At 67.3% G+C, this 19,430-nt stretch carries 16 protein-coding genes; 15 read left to right on the top strand and 1 reads right to left on the bottom strand.

The window, feature by feature from the left end:
• The 13 genes from ACYVD0_RS01910 to ACYVD0_RS01850 all read left to right on the top strand — a co-directional run bounded on the left by ACYVD0_RS01910 (position 1) and on the right by ACYVD0_RS01850 (position 11,845).
• Positions 1-1,029, top strand: coding sequence for an AraC family transcriptional regulator (locus ACYVD0_RS01910; protein ID WP_460425219.1), 1,029 nt, complete (start codon positions 1-3; stop codon positions 1,027-1,029).
• 404 nt (positions 1,030-1,433) lie between these two features.
• Positions 1,434-2,858 carry a nitrogenase vanadium-iron protein, alpha chain gene (gene vnfD / locus ACYVD0_RS01905; protein ID WP_460425218.1) on the top strand — a complete coding sequence of 475 codons (1,425 nt, stop codon included), beginning with the start codon at positions 1,434-1,436 and terminating at the stop codon, positions 2,856-2,858.
• Entirely contained in the window at positions 2,858-3,199 is a 342-nt protein-coding gene (gene vnfG, locus ACYVD0_RS01900) for a V-containing nitrogenase subunit delta (RefSeq protein WP_460425217.1), read from the top strand. Before vnfD ends, vnfG begins: the two co-directional genes overlap by 1 nt.
• A gap of 55 nt (positions 3,200-3,254) precedes the next feature.
• A complete protein-coding gene (gene vnfK / locus ACYVD0_RS01895) occupies positions 3,255-4,682 on the top strand; it encodes a nitrogenase component 1 family protein (protein ID WP_460425216.1) in 1,428 nt (475 codons plus the stop codon).
• Between the two features lie 89 nt (positions 4,683-4,771).
• Positions 4,772-5,677, top strand: a complete 906-nt coding sequence (locus ACYVD0_RS01890) for a hypothetical protein (RefSeq protein WP_460425215.1) — start codon at positions 4,772-4,774, stop codon at positions 5,675-5,677.
• Between the two features lie 55 nt (positions 5,678-5,732).
• Positions 5,733-6,215, top strand: a complete 483-nt coding sequence (locus ACYVD0_RS01885; RefSeq protein WP_460425214.1) for a NifB/NifX family molybdenum-iron cluster-binding protein — start codon at positions 5,733-5,735, stop codon at positions 6,213-6,215.
• Positions 6,212-7,063 (top strand): phosphonate ABC transporter ATP-binding protein, encoded by an 852-nt coding sequence (locus ACYVD0_RS01880; protein WP_460425213.1) that lies wholly within the window; start codon positions 6,212-6,214, stop codon positions 7,061-7,063. The genes ACYVD0_RS01885 and ACYVD0_RS01880 overlap by 4 nt, the downstream gene beginning before the upstream one ends.
• Before the next feature lie 14 nt (positions 7,064-7,077).
• On the top strand, positions 7,078-7,965 hold the full coding sequence (phnD, locus tag ACYVD0_RS01875) for a type 2 periplasmic-binding domain-containing protein (RefSeq protein WP_460425212.1): 888 nt from the start codon (positions 7,078-7,080) through the stop codon (positions 7,963-7,965).
• Positions 7,962-8,780, top strand: coding sequence for a PhnE/PtxC family ABC transporter permease (gene phnE / locus ACYVD0_RS01870; RefSeq protein WP_460425211.1), 819 nt, complete (start codon positions 7,962-7,964; stop codon positions 8,778-8,780). Before phnD ends, phnE begins: the two co-directional genes overlap by 4 nt.
• Before the next feature lie 13 nt (positions 8,781-8,793).
• Positions 8,794-8,991, top strand: a complete 198-nt coding sequence (locus ACYVD0_RS01865; RefSeq protein WP_039801057.1) for a Nif11-like leader peptide family natural product precursor — start codon at positions 8,794-8,796, stop codon at positions 8,989-8,991.
• Positions 8,992-9,193: 202 nt separating this feature from the next.
• On the top strand, positions 9,194-9,760 hold the full coding sequence (locus tag ACYVD0_RS01860) for a nucleoside/nucleotide kinase family protein (protein ID WP_460425210.1): 567 nt from the start codon (positions 9,194-9,196) through the stop codon (positions 9,758-9,760).
• A 284-nt stretch (positions 9,761-10,044) separates the two neighbouring features.
• A complete protein-coding gene (locus ACYVD0_RS01855) occupies positions 10,045-10,374 on the top strand; it encodes a hypothetical protein (RefSeq protein ID WP_460425209.1) in 330 nt (109 codons plus the stop codon).
• Between the two features lie 694 nt (positions 10,375-11,068).
• Positions 11,069-11,845, top strand: coding sequence for a hypothetical protein (locus tag ACYVD0_RS01850; RefSeq protein WP_460425208.1), 777 nt, complete (start codon positions 11,069-11,071; stop codon positions 11,843-11,845).
• A 185-nt stretch (positions 11,846-12,030) separates the two neighbouring features.
• Here the strand turns inward: ACYVD0_RS01850 and mgtA are convergent, their stop codons facing one another.
• Positions 12,031-15,630, bottom strand: coding sequence for a magnesium-translocating P-type ATPase (gene mgtA / locus ACYVD0_RS01845; RefSeq protein ID WP_460425207.1), 3,600 nt, complete (start codon positions 15,628-15,630; stop codon positions 12,031-12,033).
• 745 nt (positions 15,631-16,375) lie between these two features.
• Between mgtA and ACYVD0_RS01840 the strand changes: the two genes are divergently transcribed.
• The gene (locus ACYVD0_RS01840) at positions 16,376-18,106 is read left to right on the top strand and encodes a glycoside hydrolase family 13 protein (RefSeq protein WP_460425206.1); all 1,731 of its coding nucleotides are present in this window, start codon (positions 16,376-16,378) and stop codon (positions 18,104-18,106) included.
• A gap of 56 nt (positions 18,107-18,162) precedes the next feature.
• Entirely contained in the window at positions 18,163-19,380 is a 1,218-nt protein-coding gene (locus tag ACYVD0_RS01835) for an aldose 1-epimerase family protein (protein ID WP_460425205.1), read from the top strand.
• Positions 19,381-19,430: the final 50 nt, after the last annotated feature.

Raw genomic sequence — 19,430 nt, 5'->3', positions numbered from 1 at the left:
ATGCGCGAGCCGTGGTACGAGCGCGACAGCCGCTTCATCGCCGCCCATCAACAACCCGCCAGCCTGATCGACCTGTGCCTGGGCCGCGGCATCGACAGCCACCGCCTGCTGCGTGGCACCGGGCTGTTCCACGAGGACATCCTGGGCGGCGCGACGCTGATCAGCCCCGAGCAGTACCTGCAGCTGATCGACAACGCCCAGCGCCTGCTGGCGGCGGACGACTCCAGCTTTCTCTTCGGCCAACGGCTGCTGCCCGGCCATCACGGCGCGGCCAGCCAGGCCCTGGCGCTGGCCGGCAACCTGCAGGAGGCGCTGCAACTGCTCGACGACCTGCGCGCCCTGCTCTGCCCCCTGCTGAGCCCGCGGCTGGTCTGCGACGGGCAGCACGCCTACCTGTACTGGCTCGACAGCTGCGGCGCCGGGCCGTTGCAGCGCTTTCTGGTGGAGGCGCACATGGCGGCGCTGACGGCGCTGGGCCGGCGCCTCGGCGGGGAGCGCCTGCCCTGGCGCTACCATTTCCGCCATGCCGAGCCCCGCTATGTCGAGCAGTACTGGGTGCACCTGGGCGAGGACCTGCACTTCGCCAGCCCCTGCGACCTGATGCGCCTGCCGCTGGCCTGCCTGACCCGCCCGCTGCCCCAGGCCACCCCGACCGCCGCCGCGGTGAGCCGCCGCCAGGCCCGCGCGCAACTGGAGGCCACAGGGCCGGCGGCCAGCCTGCTCGACTGCCTGTACCGCTGGCTGCTCGACCACGTGCGCGAGGCCCCCGGCCTGGAGCGGGCCGCCGAGGCCTTCGCCATGAGCCCGAGCACCCTCAAGCGCAAACTGCGCAAGCACACCACCTGCTACCAGGAACAGCACGACCGGGTCCGCCTGCACGTGGCGCTCTATCTCCAGCAGGTGAAGGGATACAGCAACGAGGCGATCGCCAGCTACCTGCACTTCCACGACGCCAACAACTTCCGTCGCTCGTTCAAGCGCTGGACCGGCATGCCGCCTAGCGCCCTGCGCCTGCTGTCGGGCAGTTGAATCCCACCGGGAAATACCGGCGACGGACACTGCACGGCCGAGTCCCACCCCGTCCCGGACACCACGCACCGCCACGTACAGACCCCGAACGCTCCGTACCCCACCGAACGAAAAAACCCTTTGCGTCTTCCGCCGCCCGTCCGCACGGCGGCCTTGTGCCGGGAAAAAACGCCCGAAAAGGGTCGGCACGGCGCCTCCGAAAGACTCCGAAATAATGCCATAACCTATTGATAAACAAGGACTACACAAGGGATGTGCAGCCCGGGCGGGGAATTCCCGCAGACGCTGCATGGGCATGTGGCACGCATCCTGCCATCTCCTCTTCGCCAACCGGTTTTTCCGGTCCCCGATCGAGTGCCGGGCACGGGGTTCGATCAACGCATAGAGCCGAGGAGACTTCAACCATGCCAATGGTATTGCTGGAATGTGACAAGGACATACCCGAGCGCCAGAAACACATCTATCTGAAGGCGCCCAACGAGGACACCCGCGAGTTCCTGCCGATCGCCAACGCGGCGACCATCCCGGGCACCCTGTCCGAACGCGGCTGCGCCTTCTGCGGCGCCAAGCTGGTGATCGGCGGCGTGCTGAAAGACACCATCCAGATGATTCACGGCCCGCTCGGCTGTGCCTACGACACCTGGCACACCAAGCGCTACCCGACCGACAACGGCCACTTCAACATGAAGTACGTCTGGTCGACCGACATGAAGGAAAGCCATGTGGTGTTCGGCGGCGAGAAGCGCCTCGAGCAGAGCATGCACGAGGCCTTCGACGAGATGCCGGACATCAAGCGGATGATCGTCTACACGACCTGCCCGACCGCGCTGATCGGCGACGACATCAAGGCCGTGGCCAAGAAGGTGATGAAGGAGCGTCCCGACGTGGACGTCTTCACCGTCGAGTGCCCCGGCTTCTCCGGCGTGTCCCAGTCCAAGGGCCACCATGTCCTGAACATCGGCTGGATCAACGAGAAAGTCGAGACGATGGAGAAGGAGATCACCAGCGAATACACGATGAACTTCATCGGTGACTTCAACATCCAGGGCGATACCCAGCTGCTGCAGACTTACTGGGACCGCCTGGGCATCCAGGTCGTCGCCCACTTCACCGGCAACGGCACCTACGACGACCTGCGCTGCATGCACCAGGCCCAGCTCAACGTGGTGAACTGCGCGCGTTCCTCCGGCTACATCGCCAACGAACTGAAGAAGCGCTACGGCATCCCGCGTCTGGACATCGACTCCTGGGGCTTCAGCTACATGGCCGAGGGCATCCGCAAGATCTGCGCCTTCTTCGGCATCGAGGAGAAGGGCGAAGCGCTGATCGCCGAGGAATACGCCAAGTGGAAGCCGAAGCTCGACTGGTACAAGGAACGCCTGCAGGGCAAGAAGATGGCGATCTGGACCGGCGGCCCGCGCCTGTGGCACTGGACCAAGTCGGTCGAGGACGACCTCGGCATCCAGGTGGTGGCCATGTCCTCCAAATTCGGCCATGAGGAAGACTTCGAGAAGGTCATCGCCCGCGGCAAGGAAGGCACCTATTACATCGACGACGGCAACGAGCTGGAATTCTTCGAGATCATCGACCTGGTCAAGCCGGACGTGATCTTCACCGGCCCGCGCGTCGGCGAGCTGGTCAAGAAGCTGCACATCCCCTATGTCAACGGCCACGGCTACCACAACGGCCCGTACATGGGCTTCGAGGGCTTCGTCAACCTGGCCCGCGACACCTACAACGCCGTGCACAACCCGCTGCGCCACCTGGCCGGCGTGGACATCCGCGACCGCTCGCAGGAAACGCCGGTCATCGTGCGGGGGGCCGCCTGATGAGCCAGTCCCATCTCGACGATCTGTTCGACTACACCGAGGAGCGCTGCCTGTGGCAGTTCTTCTCGCGCACCTGGGACCGCGAGGAAAACATCGAGGGCGTGCTCGGCCAGGTCGCCCGCCTGCTGACCGGCCAGGAGCCGCTGCGCGGCACCCCGCAGGAGCGCCTGTTCTACGCCGACGCCCTGGCCATGGCCAACGACGTTCGCGAGCGCTTCCCCTGGGCATCGCAGGTCGACAAGGAAGAAATCGCCTTCCTGATCGACGGCCTCAAGTCCCGTCTGGTCGACGTGACCATCACCCGTTCGACCAACCGCGAACTCAACCACCACCTCTACTGAGTCACAGCTGCGGGAGCGGCCCGAAGACCGCTCCCGTCCGCGAAGGAGACATTTCATGAGCAATTGCGAGCTAACCGTACTGAAGCCGGCTGAGGTCAAGCTGGTCAAGCGGGAGCGCGAAGGCATCATCAACCCGATGTACGACTGCCAGCCCGCGGGCGCCCAGTACGCCGGCATCGGCGTCAAGGACTGCATCCCGCTGGTCCACGGCGGCCAGGGCTGCACGATGTTCGTCCGCCTGCTGTTCGCCCAGCACTTCAAGGAAAACTTCGACGTCGCCTCGACCTCGCTGCACGAGGAGTCGGCGGTGTTCGGCGGCGCCAAGCGCGTCGAGGAAGGCGTGCTGGTCCTGGCCCGCCGCTATCCGGAACTGCGGGTGATCCCGATCATCACCACCTGCTCCACCGAGGTCATCGGCGACGACATCGAGGGCACCATCCGGATCTGCAACAAGGCACTTGCCACCGAGTTCCCGGAGCGCAAGATCCATCTGGCTCCCGTCCATACGCCGAGCTTCAAGGGCAGCCACATCACCGGCTACGCCGAATGCGTGAAGTCGATGTTCAAGACCATCACCGACGTGCATGGCAAAGGCCAGCCGACCGGCAAGCTCAACGTCTTCCCGGGCTGGGTCAACCCCGGCGACGTGGTGCTGCTCAAGCGCTACTTCAAGGAAATGGGCATCGACGCCACGGTGTTCATGGACACCGAGGACTTCGACTCGCCGATGCTGCCGAACAAGAGCATCGAAACCCACGGCCGCACCACGGTCGAGGACATCGCCGACAGTGCCAACGCCCTGGCCACCCTGGCCCTGGCCCGCTACGAGGGCGCGACCACCGGCGAGTACCTGCAGAAGTCCTTCGAGGTGCCGAACCATCTGGTCAACACCCCCTACGGCATCAAGAACACCGACGACATGCTGCGCCGGATCGCCGACATCACCGGCAAGGAGATCCCCGAGTCGCTGGTCCGCGAGCGCGGCATCGCGCTGGATGCGCTGGCCGACCTGGCGCACATGTTCTTCGCCAACAAGAAGGTGGCGATCTTCGGTCACCCGGACCTGGTGCTCGGCCTGGCGCAGTTCTGCCTGGAAGTGGAACTGGAACCGGTGCTGCTGCTGATCGGCGACGACCAGGGCAGCAAGTACAAGAAGGACCCGCGCCTCCAGGAGCTCAAGGACGCCGCGCACTTCGACATGGAGATCGTCCACAACGCCGACCTCTGGGAGCTGGAGAAGCGCATCAACGACGGCCTGCAACTCGACCTGATCATGGGTCACTCGAAGGGCCGCTACGTCGCCATCGAGGCCAACATCCCGATGGTCCGCGTCGGCTTCCCGACCTTCGACCGCGCCGGCCTCTACCGCAAGCCGAGCATCGGCTACCAGGGCGCCATGGAGCTCGGCGAGATGATCGCCAACGCCATGTTCGCCCACATGGAATACACCCGTAACAAGGAATGGATCCTCAATACGTGGTGAGTTGCCAGTCCCGCGGCGGTCCCCTGCTCCGGCAGGGGCCTCCGCCCCCTGTGCCAATCCGGCCGCCATGCCGCCTTCGGGAGAGAGCCATGAAACAGCGACAGGAAATGGTCGCCCAATATCGCGCGTGCTTCGGCGAGCTGTGCGCCCGACCGGAACACCGCCCCATCGAACCCTACACCCGCCCACGGCGCCTGAGCTTCGCGGAGCCGGAAACCGACGCCACCCGCCGCGTGCCCGGCCGCCTGGTGCTGGCGCTGACCAGCGCCTACGCCCTGCTGGCCGACTGGCAGGAGTGCCGCGATCCGTCGCTGGCCGAGCTCGGCAGCTGGCAACGCTACCTCGCCCTGCCGCGGCGCACCCCGGCGGAGAAGCTGATGGCCGAAGTCTTCCGCATCCTGCGGGTGTTCCGCGCCGCGGCGATCCAGCACAACGGCGCCATCGAAATCCGCGACGACGGGCTGATCCGCGCCAGCTGCACCTACAACCGCTGCGCGCTGAACCTTCTGATCAGCCAGACCGGCCTCGAACTGCTGGCCGCCTGCGTCGCCGGCCACCTCGAATCCTTCGACCAGCCCTACAGCGACGCCTACCAGGAACTGCTGCTCGGCCAGTACTACGCCGACATCGTCGCCGAGATCCGTGCCTTCGCCGACGACGACCGGGTGCTGTTCCAGTTCCGCCACAAATGCTGGTTCAATCGCCACCTGCGCCTGGACTGCGACAACCCCCGCCTGCACCTCGAAGAGGACGGCCACTACCGCGTCGACCTGGGCAAGTACGGCGAAAACGCCGCCCGCCACCCGATCGACTTCTACATCACCCTCGACAACCGCCTGCACATCGTGCCGGTCGAGGCCCTGAAAGCCGGGCGCATCGCCGCCGCCGAACTGCCCCGCTGGCAGGCCCGCACGGACGCCGAGGCGCGGCTGCCAGACGCCTTTCGCCTGCGTTTCGCCCACGAGAAGAACGTCGTCGGCCTGCCGATGACCTGAACGCCGCGCGCCGGGCCGCGCCCGGCGCCAGCTGAGCCACCCCGAGGACACGGACATGAACGAGATGGGCCACCTGAAGATCGCCATCACCAGCAACGACCTGCTGCAGGTCGATGCCAACTTCGCCACCGCCAGGCAGATCGTCATCTACGACGTCACCTACGACGAGGCCAGCTTCCTCGACGTCGTGCAGTTCAAGGGCGGCGGCAAGGGCGGCGACGGCAAGCGCGGCCCCGGCGGCGGCGCCGGTTGCTCCATGGGCGACCCGACCGGCGGCGCCTCGGTCGACCAGATCCAGCTGCGCGTCGATGCCTTGGAAGGCTGCGCCGTGCTCTTCACCCTCGCCCTCAGCGACTTCGCCGCGGTCAAGGTGAAGAGCGCCGGGGTGTTCCCGGTGAAGATGCAGCACCCCCGCGAGATCGACGAGGTGGTCGAGCACCTGCAGCGGATGATGCAGAACAACCCGCCGCTGTGGCTGCGCAAGGCGCTGGGCTACGGCGTGCGCAACCCCGACTACCTGATCGAGCGCGAGGCATGAACGGCGTCTGCCCGCTGCCCCTCGAGCGCGCCTTGGCCCCGGCCTCCGACGCCGGGCGCAGCACGCCGACGGCGGCCGCTGGCGGCTCGCCGGTGCTGCTGCGGCTCGACCGGGTGTCGATCGAGCGCAGCGGCAAGCGGATCCTCGAAGGCCTTGACCTCGACATCCGCCGCGGCAGCATCACCGCCATCGTCGGCCCCTCGGGGATCGGCAAGAGCACCCTGCTGGCTACCCTCAACGGCCTGCTGCCACCCGCTTCCGGCACCCTCAGCGTGGACGGCATCGGCCGCCTGCAGACCCCGGCCAGCCTGCTCGCCCACCGCCGCAGCAGCGCCACGGTGTTCCAGGAACATGCGCTGATCGCCCGCCTGTCGGCGCTCGACAACGTGCTGCTCGGCCTCGCCGACCGCCGCCACCCGCTGTCGCCGCTGCCCTGGCCGCGGGCGATGCGCGAGCAGGCCCTCGCCGCCCTCGCCGAGGTCGGCCTACTCGGCAAGGCCCTGGACCCGGTCGCCCGGCTCAGCGGCGGCGAGCGCCAGCGCGTCGGCATCGCCCGCGCCCTGGTGCGCGAGCCGCGCCTGCTGCTGGCCGACGAGCCCTTCGCCTCGGTCGACCCGGCCCTCGCCGAGCGCCTGGCCGGCGAATTCCGCCGGCTGGTGCGCGACCACGCGCTGACCCTGGTGATCGTCCTGCACCAGCTCGACCTGGCCCGCCGGCTGGCCGAGCGCATCGTCGGCCTGGCCGACGGGCGGATCGCCTTCGACGGCCCGCCGTCGCGCTTCGACGCCGCCGCCCAGGCGCGCCTGTTCCCCCTGCATCCCGCCCCGGAACCCACCTGCCACCCGTGAAAGGAAACGCCTCCATGACCCGACTGCTCAAGCGCCTGCGCCCGCTGTTCGCCGCGCTGCTCCTGCCGGCCGCCCTCGCCGCCCACGCCGACGAGGCGGCCCTGCCGAAGAAGCTGACCATCGGCCTGCTGCCCGGCGAGTCCGCGCCCACCGTGATGCGCCTCAACGAACCGCTGCGCACTCACCTAGAAAAGACCCTCGGCATGCCCGTCGAACTGACCGTCGGCGCCAACTACGCGGCGACCGGCGAGGCGCTGCGCTTCGGCCGCATCGACATCGCCTACCTGGGTCCGGTGACCTACATCCTGCAGAGCAAGCGCGCGCACCTCGAACCCTTCGCCCGCCCGACCCACGCCCAGGTCGGCCCGACCTTCCAGGCGGTGCTGATCGTCCCGGCCGACAGCCCGGCGCGCAGCTTCCAGGACCTGCGCGGCCAGGACGTCGCCTTCGGCGATCCGGCCTCCACCTCGGGCACCTGGGTGCCGCGCTGGATGCTGGCCGACGCCGGGCTGGTCTCCGGGCGCGACTACCGCCTGCGCGTGCTCGGCGCCCACGATGCGGTGGCGCTGGCCGTCGCCGGCAAGAAGGTCGCCGCCGGCGGCCTGTCCAAACCGATCTACGAACGCCTGATCAGGGAAGGCAAGCTCGATGCCGCCAAGGTGCGCGTGCTGGCCGACTCGCCGCCGATCCCCGAATACCTGTGGACCTTCCGCGAGGGCCTGGCGCCGGAGCTGAAGGAGAAGATCCGCCGCGCCTTCTTCAGCCTCGACGATCCGGCCGCGCTGGCAGTGTTCCGCGCCGAAGCCTTCATTCCGGCTGCCGACGCCGACGTCGACCGGGTGCGCCAGTGGATCTCGGTGGTCGAGCGCGAGCATCCCGAAGCCGTGACGGTGAAGCCGTGAGCGCCGCCCTCGCCCAACGTCAGGCGTTGCTGAAGGCGACGGCGCAACGCGCCTGGCTGTCGCGCCTCGCGCTGCTGCTCGGACTCGGCGTGGTGCTGCTGGCCACCGGCCACACCGGCGCACTCGATGCCGAGCGCTACCGCGAGCTGCTGCCGACCCTCTGGACCCTGGCCGGCGACGCCTGGCCGCCGGCGTTCGAGCGCTGGGAGCACTGGAGCAAGCCGCTGCTCGACACCCTGACCATGAGCGTCGCCGGCACCGTCGGCGGCATCCTCGTCGCCCTGCCGCTCGGCGCCCTGGCGGCCGGCGGCCAGGCCCCCGCGCCGCTGCGCCAGCTGGTCCTGCTGCTGCTCAACAGCATCCGTTCGATCCCCAGCCTGCTGTGGGGCATCCTGTTCGTCGCCGCGGTGGGCTTCGGCCCGCTGCCCGGGGTGCTTGCGCTGGCCACCCACTCCACCGGCATGCTCGGCAAGTTCTTCGCCGAGATCTTCGAGCACGTCGACCGCGCCCCGGTGGACGCGCTGCGCAGCCAGGGCGTCCCGGTGCTCGGCGTGCTGCGCTTCGGCGTGCTGCCGCAGGTGCTGCCGCGGCTGGTCGACGTCGCCCTCTACCGCTGGGAACACAACATCCGCGCCGCCACCACCCTGGGCGCGATCGGCGCCGGCGGCCTGGGGCTGGAGATCGTCACCGCCTTCCACCTCTTCGAATACCGCGAGGCCCTGGCCCTGATCGCCGTCCTGCTGGCGCTGGTCAGCCTCGTCAACCTGCTCGGCGCGCAGATCCGCCGCCGTTTCCTCGACCACACCACCGCTTAAGGAGGCATTTCCGATGAGTGTCGAATCCGCCAAGGCCTACATCAACCGCATGCGCAGCGACGAAGCGTTCAAGAACCTGGTCAACGAAGGCGCGGAAGACGAACAGGCGAGCTGGGCGCTGCTCAAGGAGCACGGCTTCGAGTTCACCATGAACGAATTCCGCCAGGCCCAGGACGAGATCTACGCCGAGCACGGCATCACCCCCCTCTGAGCAACACCCTCCCCTGCGACTGCAGCTTTGCTGCCGACCGGACTCCCTGCCGGTCGGCGTTTTTTTCGTGCCCCGTATGCGCCTCCAGGTTCTTGATGCGCGGGCCCGGCTCGTCGTGTTCGTGGAACAGGCGACCGCCGGCCCCCCGCTCGCGCCCGACCGCTTATGCTGATGAGAGAAGGAACCACCGACAGGAATCCCCATGGCCCGGTTCATCGTCATCGAATCCTTGGACGGCGTCGGCAAGACGACCCTGGTCCGCAACCTGGCCGCCGCGCTCGGCGGGATCGCCATGAGCATGCCCGGCCCGGCGATAAAGCCGCTGCGCGAGCAGATCCACACCGTGCTGGGCGACGCCAGGATCGCCCATGCCCTGTTCTACCTCGCCATCGCCGCCGCCGAGGGCGCCAAGGCGCGGGCCGCGGCGGACGCCGGCCAGAGCGTGGTAATGGACCGCTTCCTGGCCTCCACCATCGCCTATGCGCGGGCGCGTGGCGTCGCGGCCGACTTCGACGCCCTGCTCCCGGCCCTGCCGCGCCCGGACGTCTCGGTACTGCTCACCCTGGACGAGGACGAACGCGTCCGCCGCCTGGGCGCCCGCGGGGAAATGAGCCTCGCCGACATCCAGAGCCTGGACCCCGCGTTCCGCGGCGTGGTCATGGCCGAACTCAGAGCACGATGCGATCTGGAAGTGGATGTGACCGGGGCGGATGAGGAAGAAGCGGTGCGGCGGGTGATCGAGGTGGTTGGGACGTACCGGTCTAGCTAAACCGCGGATCGCGCAGCCTTGCCGTGCTGCCGTAGCCTGCATACAGTCCATGAGGGGAATTGTCGGTTCGCGCGACACCATCTGCGAGGCTTTCTTCTGCATTGCCGACTGGGGAGAGTGGAAAACAGCGAAGCCTTTTCCGCACCCGATAGGCGGACCACCTCGCTGCAAAGAGATGAAATGTCACTAGACCACTTGCCCTATAGGGCACGGGCTCGCGCTACCGTAGCATTGAACGGGCCGCCGATGTAAACGCGACCTCTTCGGATCAAAAAGGACTCGTCATGAAAGACTTCAGAAAAGCCCTGTTCTTCAGCCTCTCTCTGACCGCCCTCAGCGTGGCCGCCATCCCGGCCCAGGCCAACAGCGACCGTTCGCTTGTCCCGACGGAGCCGCGCAGCGAAACCTCTTCGGCCCTCGCTACACAAGTTCAGCAACCGCAAGTTTCAAACGTGTTCGCCTCGGCGAACAACCCATCCGAAGGCCTTCAACGAAACATGACGGTCGCCTCCTTGGCTACTAGCTGTGCCGATCCCCAGCCTTGGTACATGTTCAGCGGTATAGAGGCGCTTACTTGCCTATTTTCCGGACAGTGGTCTTACCAACAGCGGTAGTGGTTGTAATGACCCGCCGAAACCTGCACAGGTTAAACGGCTAAAGCATAAGCTTGAGCCGATGTTTTCATGCCCAGGGCCTGATGCGGCCTCCAGTGGTCGCTATGCAGGAAAAAGGGGGGCAGGCACCCGGCCCCCATCGGCGACGGTGTTCCAGGCTCTGGAGATCGTCACCGCCCTCCTCGTGCCGGCGCCGGTCAGGCTGCTCGGCGCGCAGATCCGCCACCGTTTCCTCGAGCACACCACCACCGCTTAAAGCGATGGGATTTCGAATCCGCCAAGACCCGCATTAACCGCATACACACCGACGACGACTTCCGCCATCTGGCCGGCGAAGGCCCGGAAGGTGAACAGGCGAGCTGGGCAAGGAGAGGCTGGCCGTCCCCCCACGATCGCGTAATACCGTGCGGCAGGTCTGCCGCCACCGGGGCTGAAGTGAACACGTCACGCCAGCTGGGGTCAATTCAGCTGCTTGGAGCCACGAGCGGACTCCTCGGGATCGCGTGACTTACGACGCCACATGCCATCCAGCCCGCTCGTCCCCTTGGTTCGCCTGGCGCTCAAGCTGAGTGCTGCTCTGCGGCAAATGCTCGAGTACCGGGCAAAATCAATGCTTATTGGCTGGTAAACATTCGGTCGGCTGCGACAAGCGGAATCGATCGACAGATGGACAGGGAGTTCCATGAGTCCAAAGTTGGCCTTGTACATCCTTTTGTGGGCGGCGTTTGCGCCCACGACCTTCGCAGCGGATTGGCGCGACTATTCCTTGGGAAGGATCAGCACGCTGCAATACGACGCCCAGTCATATCGCAGGGAGCCAGGGAGCCCGTATGCAACCATCGAGGCGCGCGACCTTCTGGCCCGGCCTGGTCGTCTGGATGACGGGCGGGAGTATGCCAGCACCGAGGTGCTGACAACGATCGACTGTGACCGCCGCGAATTCAAGGCACTCGAGACGCGGCACGTGGCTGCCGATCGACAGGTGCTCCGACGAGAGGTTGCCGCCGCCGATCTTCGGCTCCGTGGCTTCGTCAAACCGTCGGCCGGCAACCTCGAGCGCTTCGTGATCTCCGTGTGTCAACTCGAACTGCGGGGCTTGGGCGACGCCTCGACCCCGCGGCGCTGGATTCACTATCTCGAGAACGAACGCTACGCCCTTTACTTCGACTCTGCCGGCATCGAAGTGCTCGGACCATACGAGAAGGTCCATGTACGCCTGTACTACCTGGGCGGAGCCCAGATGCCCAACGGCGAGAAGATCGATCTCTCGGAAGCCGACTGGCTCATCGACTGCCGGAACAAACGAGGCGCGGTTGCCACCGAAAGGAAGATTCGCGTCGAGGATGGCCAAGGCAAGGTTGTTGCGTCGATGTCGGTGAAAGCGGACGCACAAAACTTGTCGTTCGCCTTGCCAACGCCGGGGGCGCTGCCAGCGCTGTTTACCGAATCGCTTTGCAGCGGTGAGTTGTAGAGAAGCGTTTGGCTTCGTCGAATCCGTAGGCGGATACATTTTCGTCGTTGTCTTCGACCACGAGTTTGCCGCCGAAGAACACCAGCAGCCCTGTAGGGGGGTGCAACCCACGCCATTTCGGAAGAGACTCAGGAACAAACCATCATTTTCGCCTGTACCCGGCAGATGCTGCCCACAAGCTCCCCCTATCCTGGCTCCCCTCTATGCCTCCGCGCCACACTCCTCGGCCTCCGTGCCGCCGCATAGAACCGCCGCTTCACCGCCTCCGAAGCCGCCGCATAAAGCAGGGTGATCAGCCCGATGGTTGCCAGCAGGCCGGGCGGCAGGGGGACGAGGTCGAACCAGGTGCCGGCCGGGGTGTAGGGCAAAAGCACGGTGAGCAGCATCACCGCCAGGGTGCTCAAGAGCAGCAGGCGGCCGGGGCGGCTGCGGTAGAAGGGTTTGTAGGTGCGCACCACGAAGATGATCGCCAGTTCGGTGAGCAGCGATTCGACGAACCAGCCGCTGCGGAACAGTTCGGGCCGTTCGCCGACGAAGTAGAACAGCACGCCGAAGGTCAGCAGGTCGAAGGCCGAGCTGACCAGGCCGAACACCACCATGAAGTTGCGCACTTCGCGGAAGTTCCAGTGGTGCGGGGTGCGTTCCCATTCGCGGTCGACGTTGTCGCCGGCGATGCCCATCGCCGGGATGTCGGAGAGGAAGTTGTTGAGCAGGATCTGCTTGGCGAGCAGCGGCAGGAAGGGCAGGAACAGCGAGGCCAGGGCCATGCTGATCATGTTGCCGAAGTTGGCGCTGGTGGTGATGAAGATGTACTTGAGGGTGTTGGCGAAGGTGTGGCGGCCCTCGTCGATGCCCTGGCGCAGCAGGTCCAGATCGTGGCGCAGCAGGACGAAGTCGGCGGCCTCCCTGGCCACGTCCACCGCCTGGTCCACCGAGACGCCGACGTCGGCCGCGTGCAGCGCCGGGGCGTCGTTGATGCCGTCGCCGAGAAAGCCGACCACGTGGCCGGTCTTCTGCAGGGCGAGGATGATCCGCTCCTTCTGGTTGGGGTCGACCTCGGCGAACAGCGCGACCTGCGGCGCCAGGTTGAGCAGCGCCTCCTCCTTCATCTGCAGCAGCTCGCCGCCGGTGATCACCCGCTCGGCCGGGATGCCGACCGCCTCGGCGACATGGCGGGTCACCAGGCGGTTGTCGCCGCTGATGATCTTCACCGCCACGCCGAGCCGGCCGAGGGCCTGCAGGGTGTCGCGCACACCGGGCTCGGGCGGGTCGAAGAACAGCAGGAAGCCGGCGAAGGCCAGTTCGCGCTCGTCCGCCTCGGCGTAGCGCGCCTGGCGCGGCACCCGCCGGCTGGCGAGGCCGAGCACCCGGTAGCCCCGGGCGCTCCACTGCGCGTAGCGCTCGCGGATGTCGGCCAGCGCCGCCTCGTCCAGCGGCGTCGCCGCGTCGGCCTCGCCGATCCGCGTGCAGCGCTTGAGCACCTTGTCCAGCGCGCCCTTGACGATCATCAGCGGTTCCCCGCCCTCGCCTTCGACGACCACAGCGAGGCGCTTGCGCACGAAGTCGTAGGGGATCTCGTCGAGCTTGCGAAAGGCGCCGAGGTCAAGGCCCTGCTCCTGCGCCTTGGCGACCAGCGCGGCATCCAGGGCATTGGCCAGCCCGGTCTGCAGGCTGGCGTTGAGGCAGGCGAGCAGCAGGCAGTGTGCCGAGGGCTCGCCCCGGGCATCCAGCGCGCCGTCCAGTTGCACTACGCCGCGGGTCAGGGTGCCGGTCTTGTCGGTGCACAGCACGTCCATGGCGCCGAGGTTCTCGATGGCGTTCAGGTGACGCACGATCAGCCCGCGCTGGGCCATGCGCTGCGCACCCCGGGCCAGGGTAACGCCGAGGATCGCCGGCAGCAGTTCGGGGGACAGGCCGACCGCCAGGGCGATGGCGAACAGCAGGGTGTCCACCGTGGGCCGCCCGAGCAGGATGTTGGCCGCCAGCACGCCGACCACCATCAGCAGCAGCAACTTGAGCAGCAGCGCGCCGAAGTGGCGCAGGCCGCGCTCGAACTCGGTCTCCGGCGGGCGCAGGCTCAGGCTGCGGGCGATCTGGCCGTACTCGCTGGCGCTGCCGGTGCGCACCGCCAGCAGGGTCGCCGTGCCGCTGCGCAGCGAGCTGCCCATGAACAGGCAGTTGCCGCGCTCGGCGAGGCTTGCCTGGGAATCGGCCAGCCCCGGGCGCTTCTCCACCGGGAAGGTCTCGCCGGTCAGCAGTCCCTGGCTGACGAAGCAGTCGCGGGCCGCCAGCAGCAGTCCGTCGGCGGGGATCAGGCTGCCGGCGGAAAGCTCGATCACGTCGCCCGGCACCACCTCGCCGGCCGGGATCTCGACCGGCACGCCGTCGCGGCGCACCCGGGCGGTGATCGCCACGCGCCGGCGCAACTGCTCCAGGGCACTGGAGGCGCGGTATTCCTGCCCCGCGCCGAGCAGCGCGCTGCCCAGCACTATCGCCAGCACAATGGCCGCGTCCAGCCAGTCATGGACCACCAGCGAGACGACGCTGGCGAAGATCAGGATCAGCACCAGCGGGCTGCGCAACTGCTCGAGGAGCATCCGCGGAAATCCACGCGGATGCGTCAGCGGCGCCTCGCCGGCGCCTTGGCGGGCCGCCGCGGCGGCGCCGGAGAGGCCTTCGGGAGCGCTGTCCAGGGTGGTGAAAGCCTGTACCGGCGTCCAGCTCCACCAGGCTTCGCCGGGTGCCGCCTGGCGCTGTGCGGGCATGGGGCGCAGCGCACTGCGGGTGACCAGCAGGCCGGGCAGCATCGGCAACCAGAAGCTCAGCCCACGAAACAGCAGGGTGGCCGACAGCGCCACCGGCAGCGATACGCCGGCCCAATGCAGGGTGGTCACCGCTGCCGCCTCGAAGATGCCGAGGCCGCCCGGGGTGACGCCGAGGCTGCGCAGCACGCTGGCCAGCATGAAGCCGGCGAACACCCCGCTCCAGGGCACCGTCGCGCCCAGCGCGCAGACCAGCGCCCACAGGGTGCTGGCGTCCAGCAGGACGATGCCCAGGTCGAGGATCACGGCCAGCGCCAGCAGGCGCGGACTGCGGGTCAGCCGGGGATCGGCCTGTCCGATCAGCGCCAGGCCCCGCTCGACCCAGGCGCCGCCGTCGAGGCGCTGCAGCCACCCTGGCAGGCCGCGCCCGGCCAGCAGCGCCATGCCCAGTCCCACGGCCAGGCTGCCGAGGGCGAACAGCGTGCCGGCCACCAGCAGCAGCGGCGTGGCATGCCCCGCGACGACCACAGTGCCCAATGCCATGGCCAGCGCCAGCGCAAAGGCGAGCAGGCAGGAGGACAGGCTGACCGCCAGGCAGGCCATAGCCACCGGGCGCGGGATGGCGAGGCGCTCGAAGGCCGCGGTGACCGCCAGGGTCCCGCTGGCCCCGTAGGTCGGCAACGCCTGATCGACGAACAGCTTCATCAGCCCCAGCCGGCAGGCGCCGAGCAGCGGCAGGCGGGCCTGACCGGCCTGCGCCACGCTCCGGTAGAGCTGGCCCTGGGCCAGATGGATCAGTGCCTGCAGCGCCAGGGCCAGGACTAACCAGCCGGGCTCGACCTGTTCGAACAGGCCGGCGAACGTCTCGGCCTCCGAGCGACGCAGCACCACCGCCACCACCGCCGCCAGGGTGGCCGCCCCGAACAGCCAGGAACTCCACAGCCGCCGCAGCGGCTGCAGCGAGCGCCGGGAGCCGCTACCAAGGACGCCGGCAGACGAATCCATGTCGTTAGGGCTGGTCATGTCTCCCCCATGCCGGCGGCGCAGGCCTTCATTTATAGCCTAGACGCCGCCGTGGCTGCTGGTGAGCGAGGAGGCCGACCAGCGCCTGGCACGGCGCCCCAAGGCCTTTTTCGCGGGCTTCGGCGCCCTTTTCCGCAGGCGACGTTCGGGAACCGGCAGCCGGGTTTTGCGCGGCTCCCTCGGCATGCCGGCCCGATCGTGCCGATATCTGCATTTATCTTGATGAATCGTTTTACCTGGAGGCAACTCCAGAGAAAACCAACGAATGAGTGGGTGTCTTGTCAAACGAAATTCCACCCACTAAGGTAGCGGCATCTCGGTAGTACGACACTTGCCTGGGCGCAGGTTTACCCCGCCCATGCCGGGAAAGCCCCAGGCAATCGACAAGAACAACAAGACGGCGGCGACGCACCAACCTTGTGGCGATACAGCCCTCGAAGACAGCGTCGTCTCCGGACCAAGGTGTCCCATGGTTCCAGCTATCAATGCGCTCGCACTCGTGGGCGATGCCCCCACCCCTCCCTCCCTGGATGCCCTTTGCATTCCCCTGACGAGCATTCCGCTTCGGGAAAGCGGCGGAATGCCGATCGGCGCGGTCGCCTGCAACCGCGGGCCTCTCCGCTGCCGATTACCGATTCCGACCCTGGGGCCATTGGCCCTGAGGTCGCACACCTGAAGGAAAAAGCGCGAAACGCAAGGGAACGCGCACATTGCTTACCCATAAGCCCAACAATAGGAAGCCTGTATGTTTCGTCGTAAATTCCTAGGCACCACTCTCGCGACTGCTGTCGCCCTGTCCCTGACCTCCCTCTACGGCAGCGCCTACGCCGCCGGCACCACGGCAGCCCAGGCCGACCCGAACTGGGCGCGCAACTCGGTGATCTACCAGATCTACCCGCGCTCCTTCGCCGACGGCGATGGCAACGGCATCGGCGATCTGTCGGGCGTCGTCTCGCGGCTGCCCTACCTGGACAAGCTGGGCGTCGATGCGCTGTGGCTGTCGCCCTTCTATAAATCGCCCCAGGCCGACGCCGGCTACGACGTGGCCGATTACCGCGTCGTCGATCCGATGTTCGGCAGCAACGAGGACTTCGAGCGCCTGCTGAAGGAGGCCCACGCGCGTGGCATGAAGGTGATCGTCGACCTGGTGCCCAACCACACCTCCGACGAGCATGCCTGGTTCCAGGCCGCGCTGAAGGCCAAGCCCGGCAGCCCCGAGCGGGCCCGCTACATCTTCCGCGACGGCCGCGGCGAGAACGGCGAGCTACCGCCCAACAACTGGCCGAGCGTGTTCGGCAAGGCCGCCTGGGATCGGGTGCCGGGCGAGAAGCAGTGGTACCTGCACCTGTTCGACAGCAAGCAGCCCGACCTGAACTGGGACAACCCGGAAGTGCACGCCGAGTTCGAAAAGGTGCTGCGCTTCTGGCTGGACCGCGGCGTGGATGGTTTCCGGATCGACGTGGCGCATGGCCTGATCAAGGTGAAGGGGCTGCCCGATCTGGAAATCGAGGAAGGCCGGGAGAACGCCGGTGCGCTGGTCGGCCCCATGTGGGACCAGGACGGCGTGCACGAGATCTACCGCGCCTGGCACAAGGTTCTCGAGGAATACCCGGGCAAGCGCATCCTGGTGGCCGAGGCCTGGGTCAGCCCGCGCGAGCGACTGGCCAACTACGTCCGCTCCGACGAGATGCAGCAGGCGTTCAATTTCGACTACCTGATGACCACATGGGATGCCGGCGCCTTCAAGGACGTCATCGACAGCTCGATGGCCCTGATGGACACGGTGGACGCGCCGACCACCTGGGTGACCTCCAACCACGACACCGTGCGTGCGCCCTCGCGCTACGGCCTGAAGGAGCTCGGCGCCCATGCCCTGCCCGGCAACGGCATCGGCCCCAACACCACGCAGCCGGACGAGGCGCTGGGCCTGCACCGGGCCCGCGCCCTGGCCATGCTGACCCTGGGCCTGCCCGGTTCGACCTACATCTATCAGGGCGAGGAGCTGGGCCTGCCCGAACACACCACCATGGAAGGCAAGTACCGTCAGGACCCGATGTTCCTGCGCACCAAGGGCGAGGAAGTCGGCCGCGACGGCTGCCGCGTGCCGCTGCCCTGGAAGGCGGACGCCCCGTCCTTCGGTTTCGGCCCGAGCGACAAGACCTGGCTGCCGCAGCCGGCGTCGTACGCGCGCTACGCCGTGGACCGCCAGGAGGGCAAGGATGGCTCCACCCTGGAGCTGTACCGGAAGATTCTGGAGTTGCGCCAGGAATTCGCGCTGGGTGACGGCAAGCTGCAGTGGGTCGACTCCGCCAAGGATGTGCTGGCCTTCGACAACGGCGACCTGCGCGTCCTGGTCAACTTCGGCACGCAGGCCACGGCGCTACCCGAGGGAGCCGAGGTGCTGCTGTCCAGCGAATCGCTGCAGGAGCCGGGCAAGCTGCCCGCCAATACGGCGGTCTGGCTGAAACGGACGTAATCGCTATTCGGGGCAGTCTCTCGGGACCGCCCTACAACAAGAAAAGAAGGGTAATCATGAAAAAGCTTTCCTGCCTCATCGGCCTGACCGCCATCGTCGGCACGACTCCCGCCCTGGCCTGGGACTATGTCCTGATCGACAGCGACAAGCCGGCGCAGAACTGGAAGATCGACAGCCAGCAACTGGGCATCAAGACCGACAAGCCGTTCTCGGTCAGCCTGCGCACCCTGCACGGTGGACGCCAGGAAGGCGTCAGCCTGATCGACATCGACACCGGCGCAATGAAGATCACCGTGGTGCCGACCCGCGGCATGAACGTGCTGCGCGCGGTCGCCGGCGACGTCCGCATGGGCTGGGATTCCCCGGTCGAGGAAGTGGTCAACCCGGCCTTCATCGAGCAGAACGCCCGCGGCGGCCTCGGCTGGCTGGAGGGCTTCAACGAGCTGGTCACCCGCTGCGGCTACGAATGGGTCGGCCATCCCGGCATGGACAACGGCGAGCTGCTCACCCTGCATGGCCGGGCGGCGAACATCCCGGCCACCAAGGTGGTCCTCAGCATCGACGAGAAGCCGCCGTATGCCATCCGCCTCAAGGGCGAGCTGAAGGAACAGGCGTTCAAGAAGGTCGACTTCAGCATCGCTACCGAGCTGAGCACCGAGCCGGGCGCCAAGCGCTTCGTCCTGAACGATACGCTGACCAACAACGGCGACTATCCGAAGGAATACCAGGTGCTCTACCACAACAACTTCGGCACGCCACTGCTGGGGCAGGGCGCACGCTTCGCCGCCCCGGTCAAGCAGGTTTCGCCGTTCAACGCGAAGGCCCGCGGCGAGCTCACCGACTGGCAGACCTATCGCGGCCCGACCGCGGACTACGACGAGACCGTCTACAACGTGGTTCCTTACGGCGACGACAAGGGCGAGACCCTGGCCGTGCTGCACAACCAGGCCGGCAACCAGGGCGTGCGGGTCGACTACAACGTCCAGCAGCTGCCGGTGTTCTCCCTGTGGAAGAACACCGACACCGCGCAACAGGGCTATGTCACCGGCCTCGAGCCCGGTACCAGCTTCTCCTACAACCGCCGCTTCCAGCGCCCGCTGGGCCTGGTGCCGACCATCGGTCCCAAGGAGCAGCGCCACTTCCAGGTCGGCTTCGCCCTGCTCGCCGACAAGGCGGAGGTGGACCAAGCCCTGCAGCGGGTCACGGAGGTCCAGGCGGGCCGTCCGACCGAGGTGCGCGAAGAACCGCTGGTCGATCTGACCAAGCAGCAATAAAGCCTTCCGGGCGCTTCCGCCACAGAGGGCGTAGGGCGGGTGCAACCCGC

The organism is Azotobacter armeniacus (assembly GCF_054779355.1).
This window is presented reverse-complemented; position numbering and strand designations above follow the sequence as displayed.

Coding starts and splice junctions, on each gene's coding strand:
- ACYVD0_RS01860 (WP_460425210.1), top strand. CDS start 9,194: ATGGCCCGGTTCATCGTCATCGAATCCTTGGACGGCGTCGGCAAGACG.
- ACYVD0_RS01865 (WP_039801057.1), top strand. CDS start 8,794: ATGAGTGTCGAATCCGCCAAGGCCTACATCAACCGCATGCGCAGCGAC.
- ACYVD0_RS01855 (WP_460425209.1), top strand. CDS start 10,045: ATGAAAGACTTCAGAAAAGCCCTGTTCTTCAGCCTCTCTCTGACCGCC.
- ACYVD0_RS01890 (WP_460425215.1), top strand. CDS start 4,772: ATGAAACAGCGACAGGAAATGGTCGCCCAATATCGCGCGTGCTTCGGC.
- vnfD (WP_460425218.1), top strand. CDS start 1,434: ATGCCAATGGTATTGCTGGAATGTGACAAGGACATACCCGAGCGCCAG.
- vnfK (WP_460425216.1), top strand. CDS start 3,255: ATGAGCAATTGCGAGCTAACCGTACTGAAGCCGGCTGAGGTCAAGCTG.
- phnD (WP_460425212.1), top strand. CDS start 7,078: ATGACCCGACTGCTCAAGCGCCTGCGCCCGCTGTTCGCCGCGCTGCTC.
- ACYVD0_RS01840 (WP_460425206.1), top strand. CDS start 16,376: ATGTTTCGTCGTAAATTCCTAGGCACCACTCTCGCGACTGCTGTCGCC.
- ACYVD0_RS01910 (WP_460425219.1), top strand. CDS start 1: ATGCGCGAGCCGTGGTACGAGCGCGACAGCCGCTTCATCGCCGCCCAT.
- mgtA (WP_460425207.1), bottom strand. CDS start 15,630: ATGACCAGCCCTAACGACATGGATTCGTCTGCCGGCGTCCTTGGTAGC.
- ACYVD0_RS01835 (WP_460425205.1), top strand. CDS start 18,163: ATGAAAAAGCTTTCCTGCCTCATCGGCCTGACCGCCATCGTCGGCACG.
- ACYVD0_RS01880 (WP_460425213.1), top strand. CDS start 6,212: ATGAACGGCGTCTGCCCGCTGCCCCTCGAGCGCGCCTTGGCCCCGGCC.
- ACYVD0_RS01885 (WP_460425214.1), top strand. CDS start 5,733: ATGAACGAGATGGGCCACCTGAAGATCGCCATCACCAGCAACGACCTG.
- vnfG (WP_460425217.1), top strand. CDS start 2,858: ATGAGCCAGTCCCATCTCGACGATCTGTTCGACTACACCGAGGAGCGC.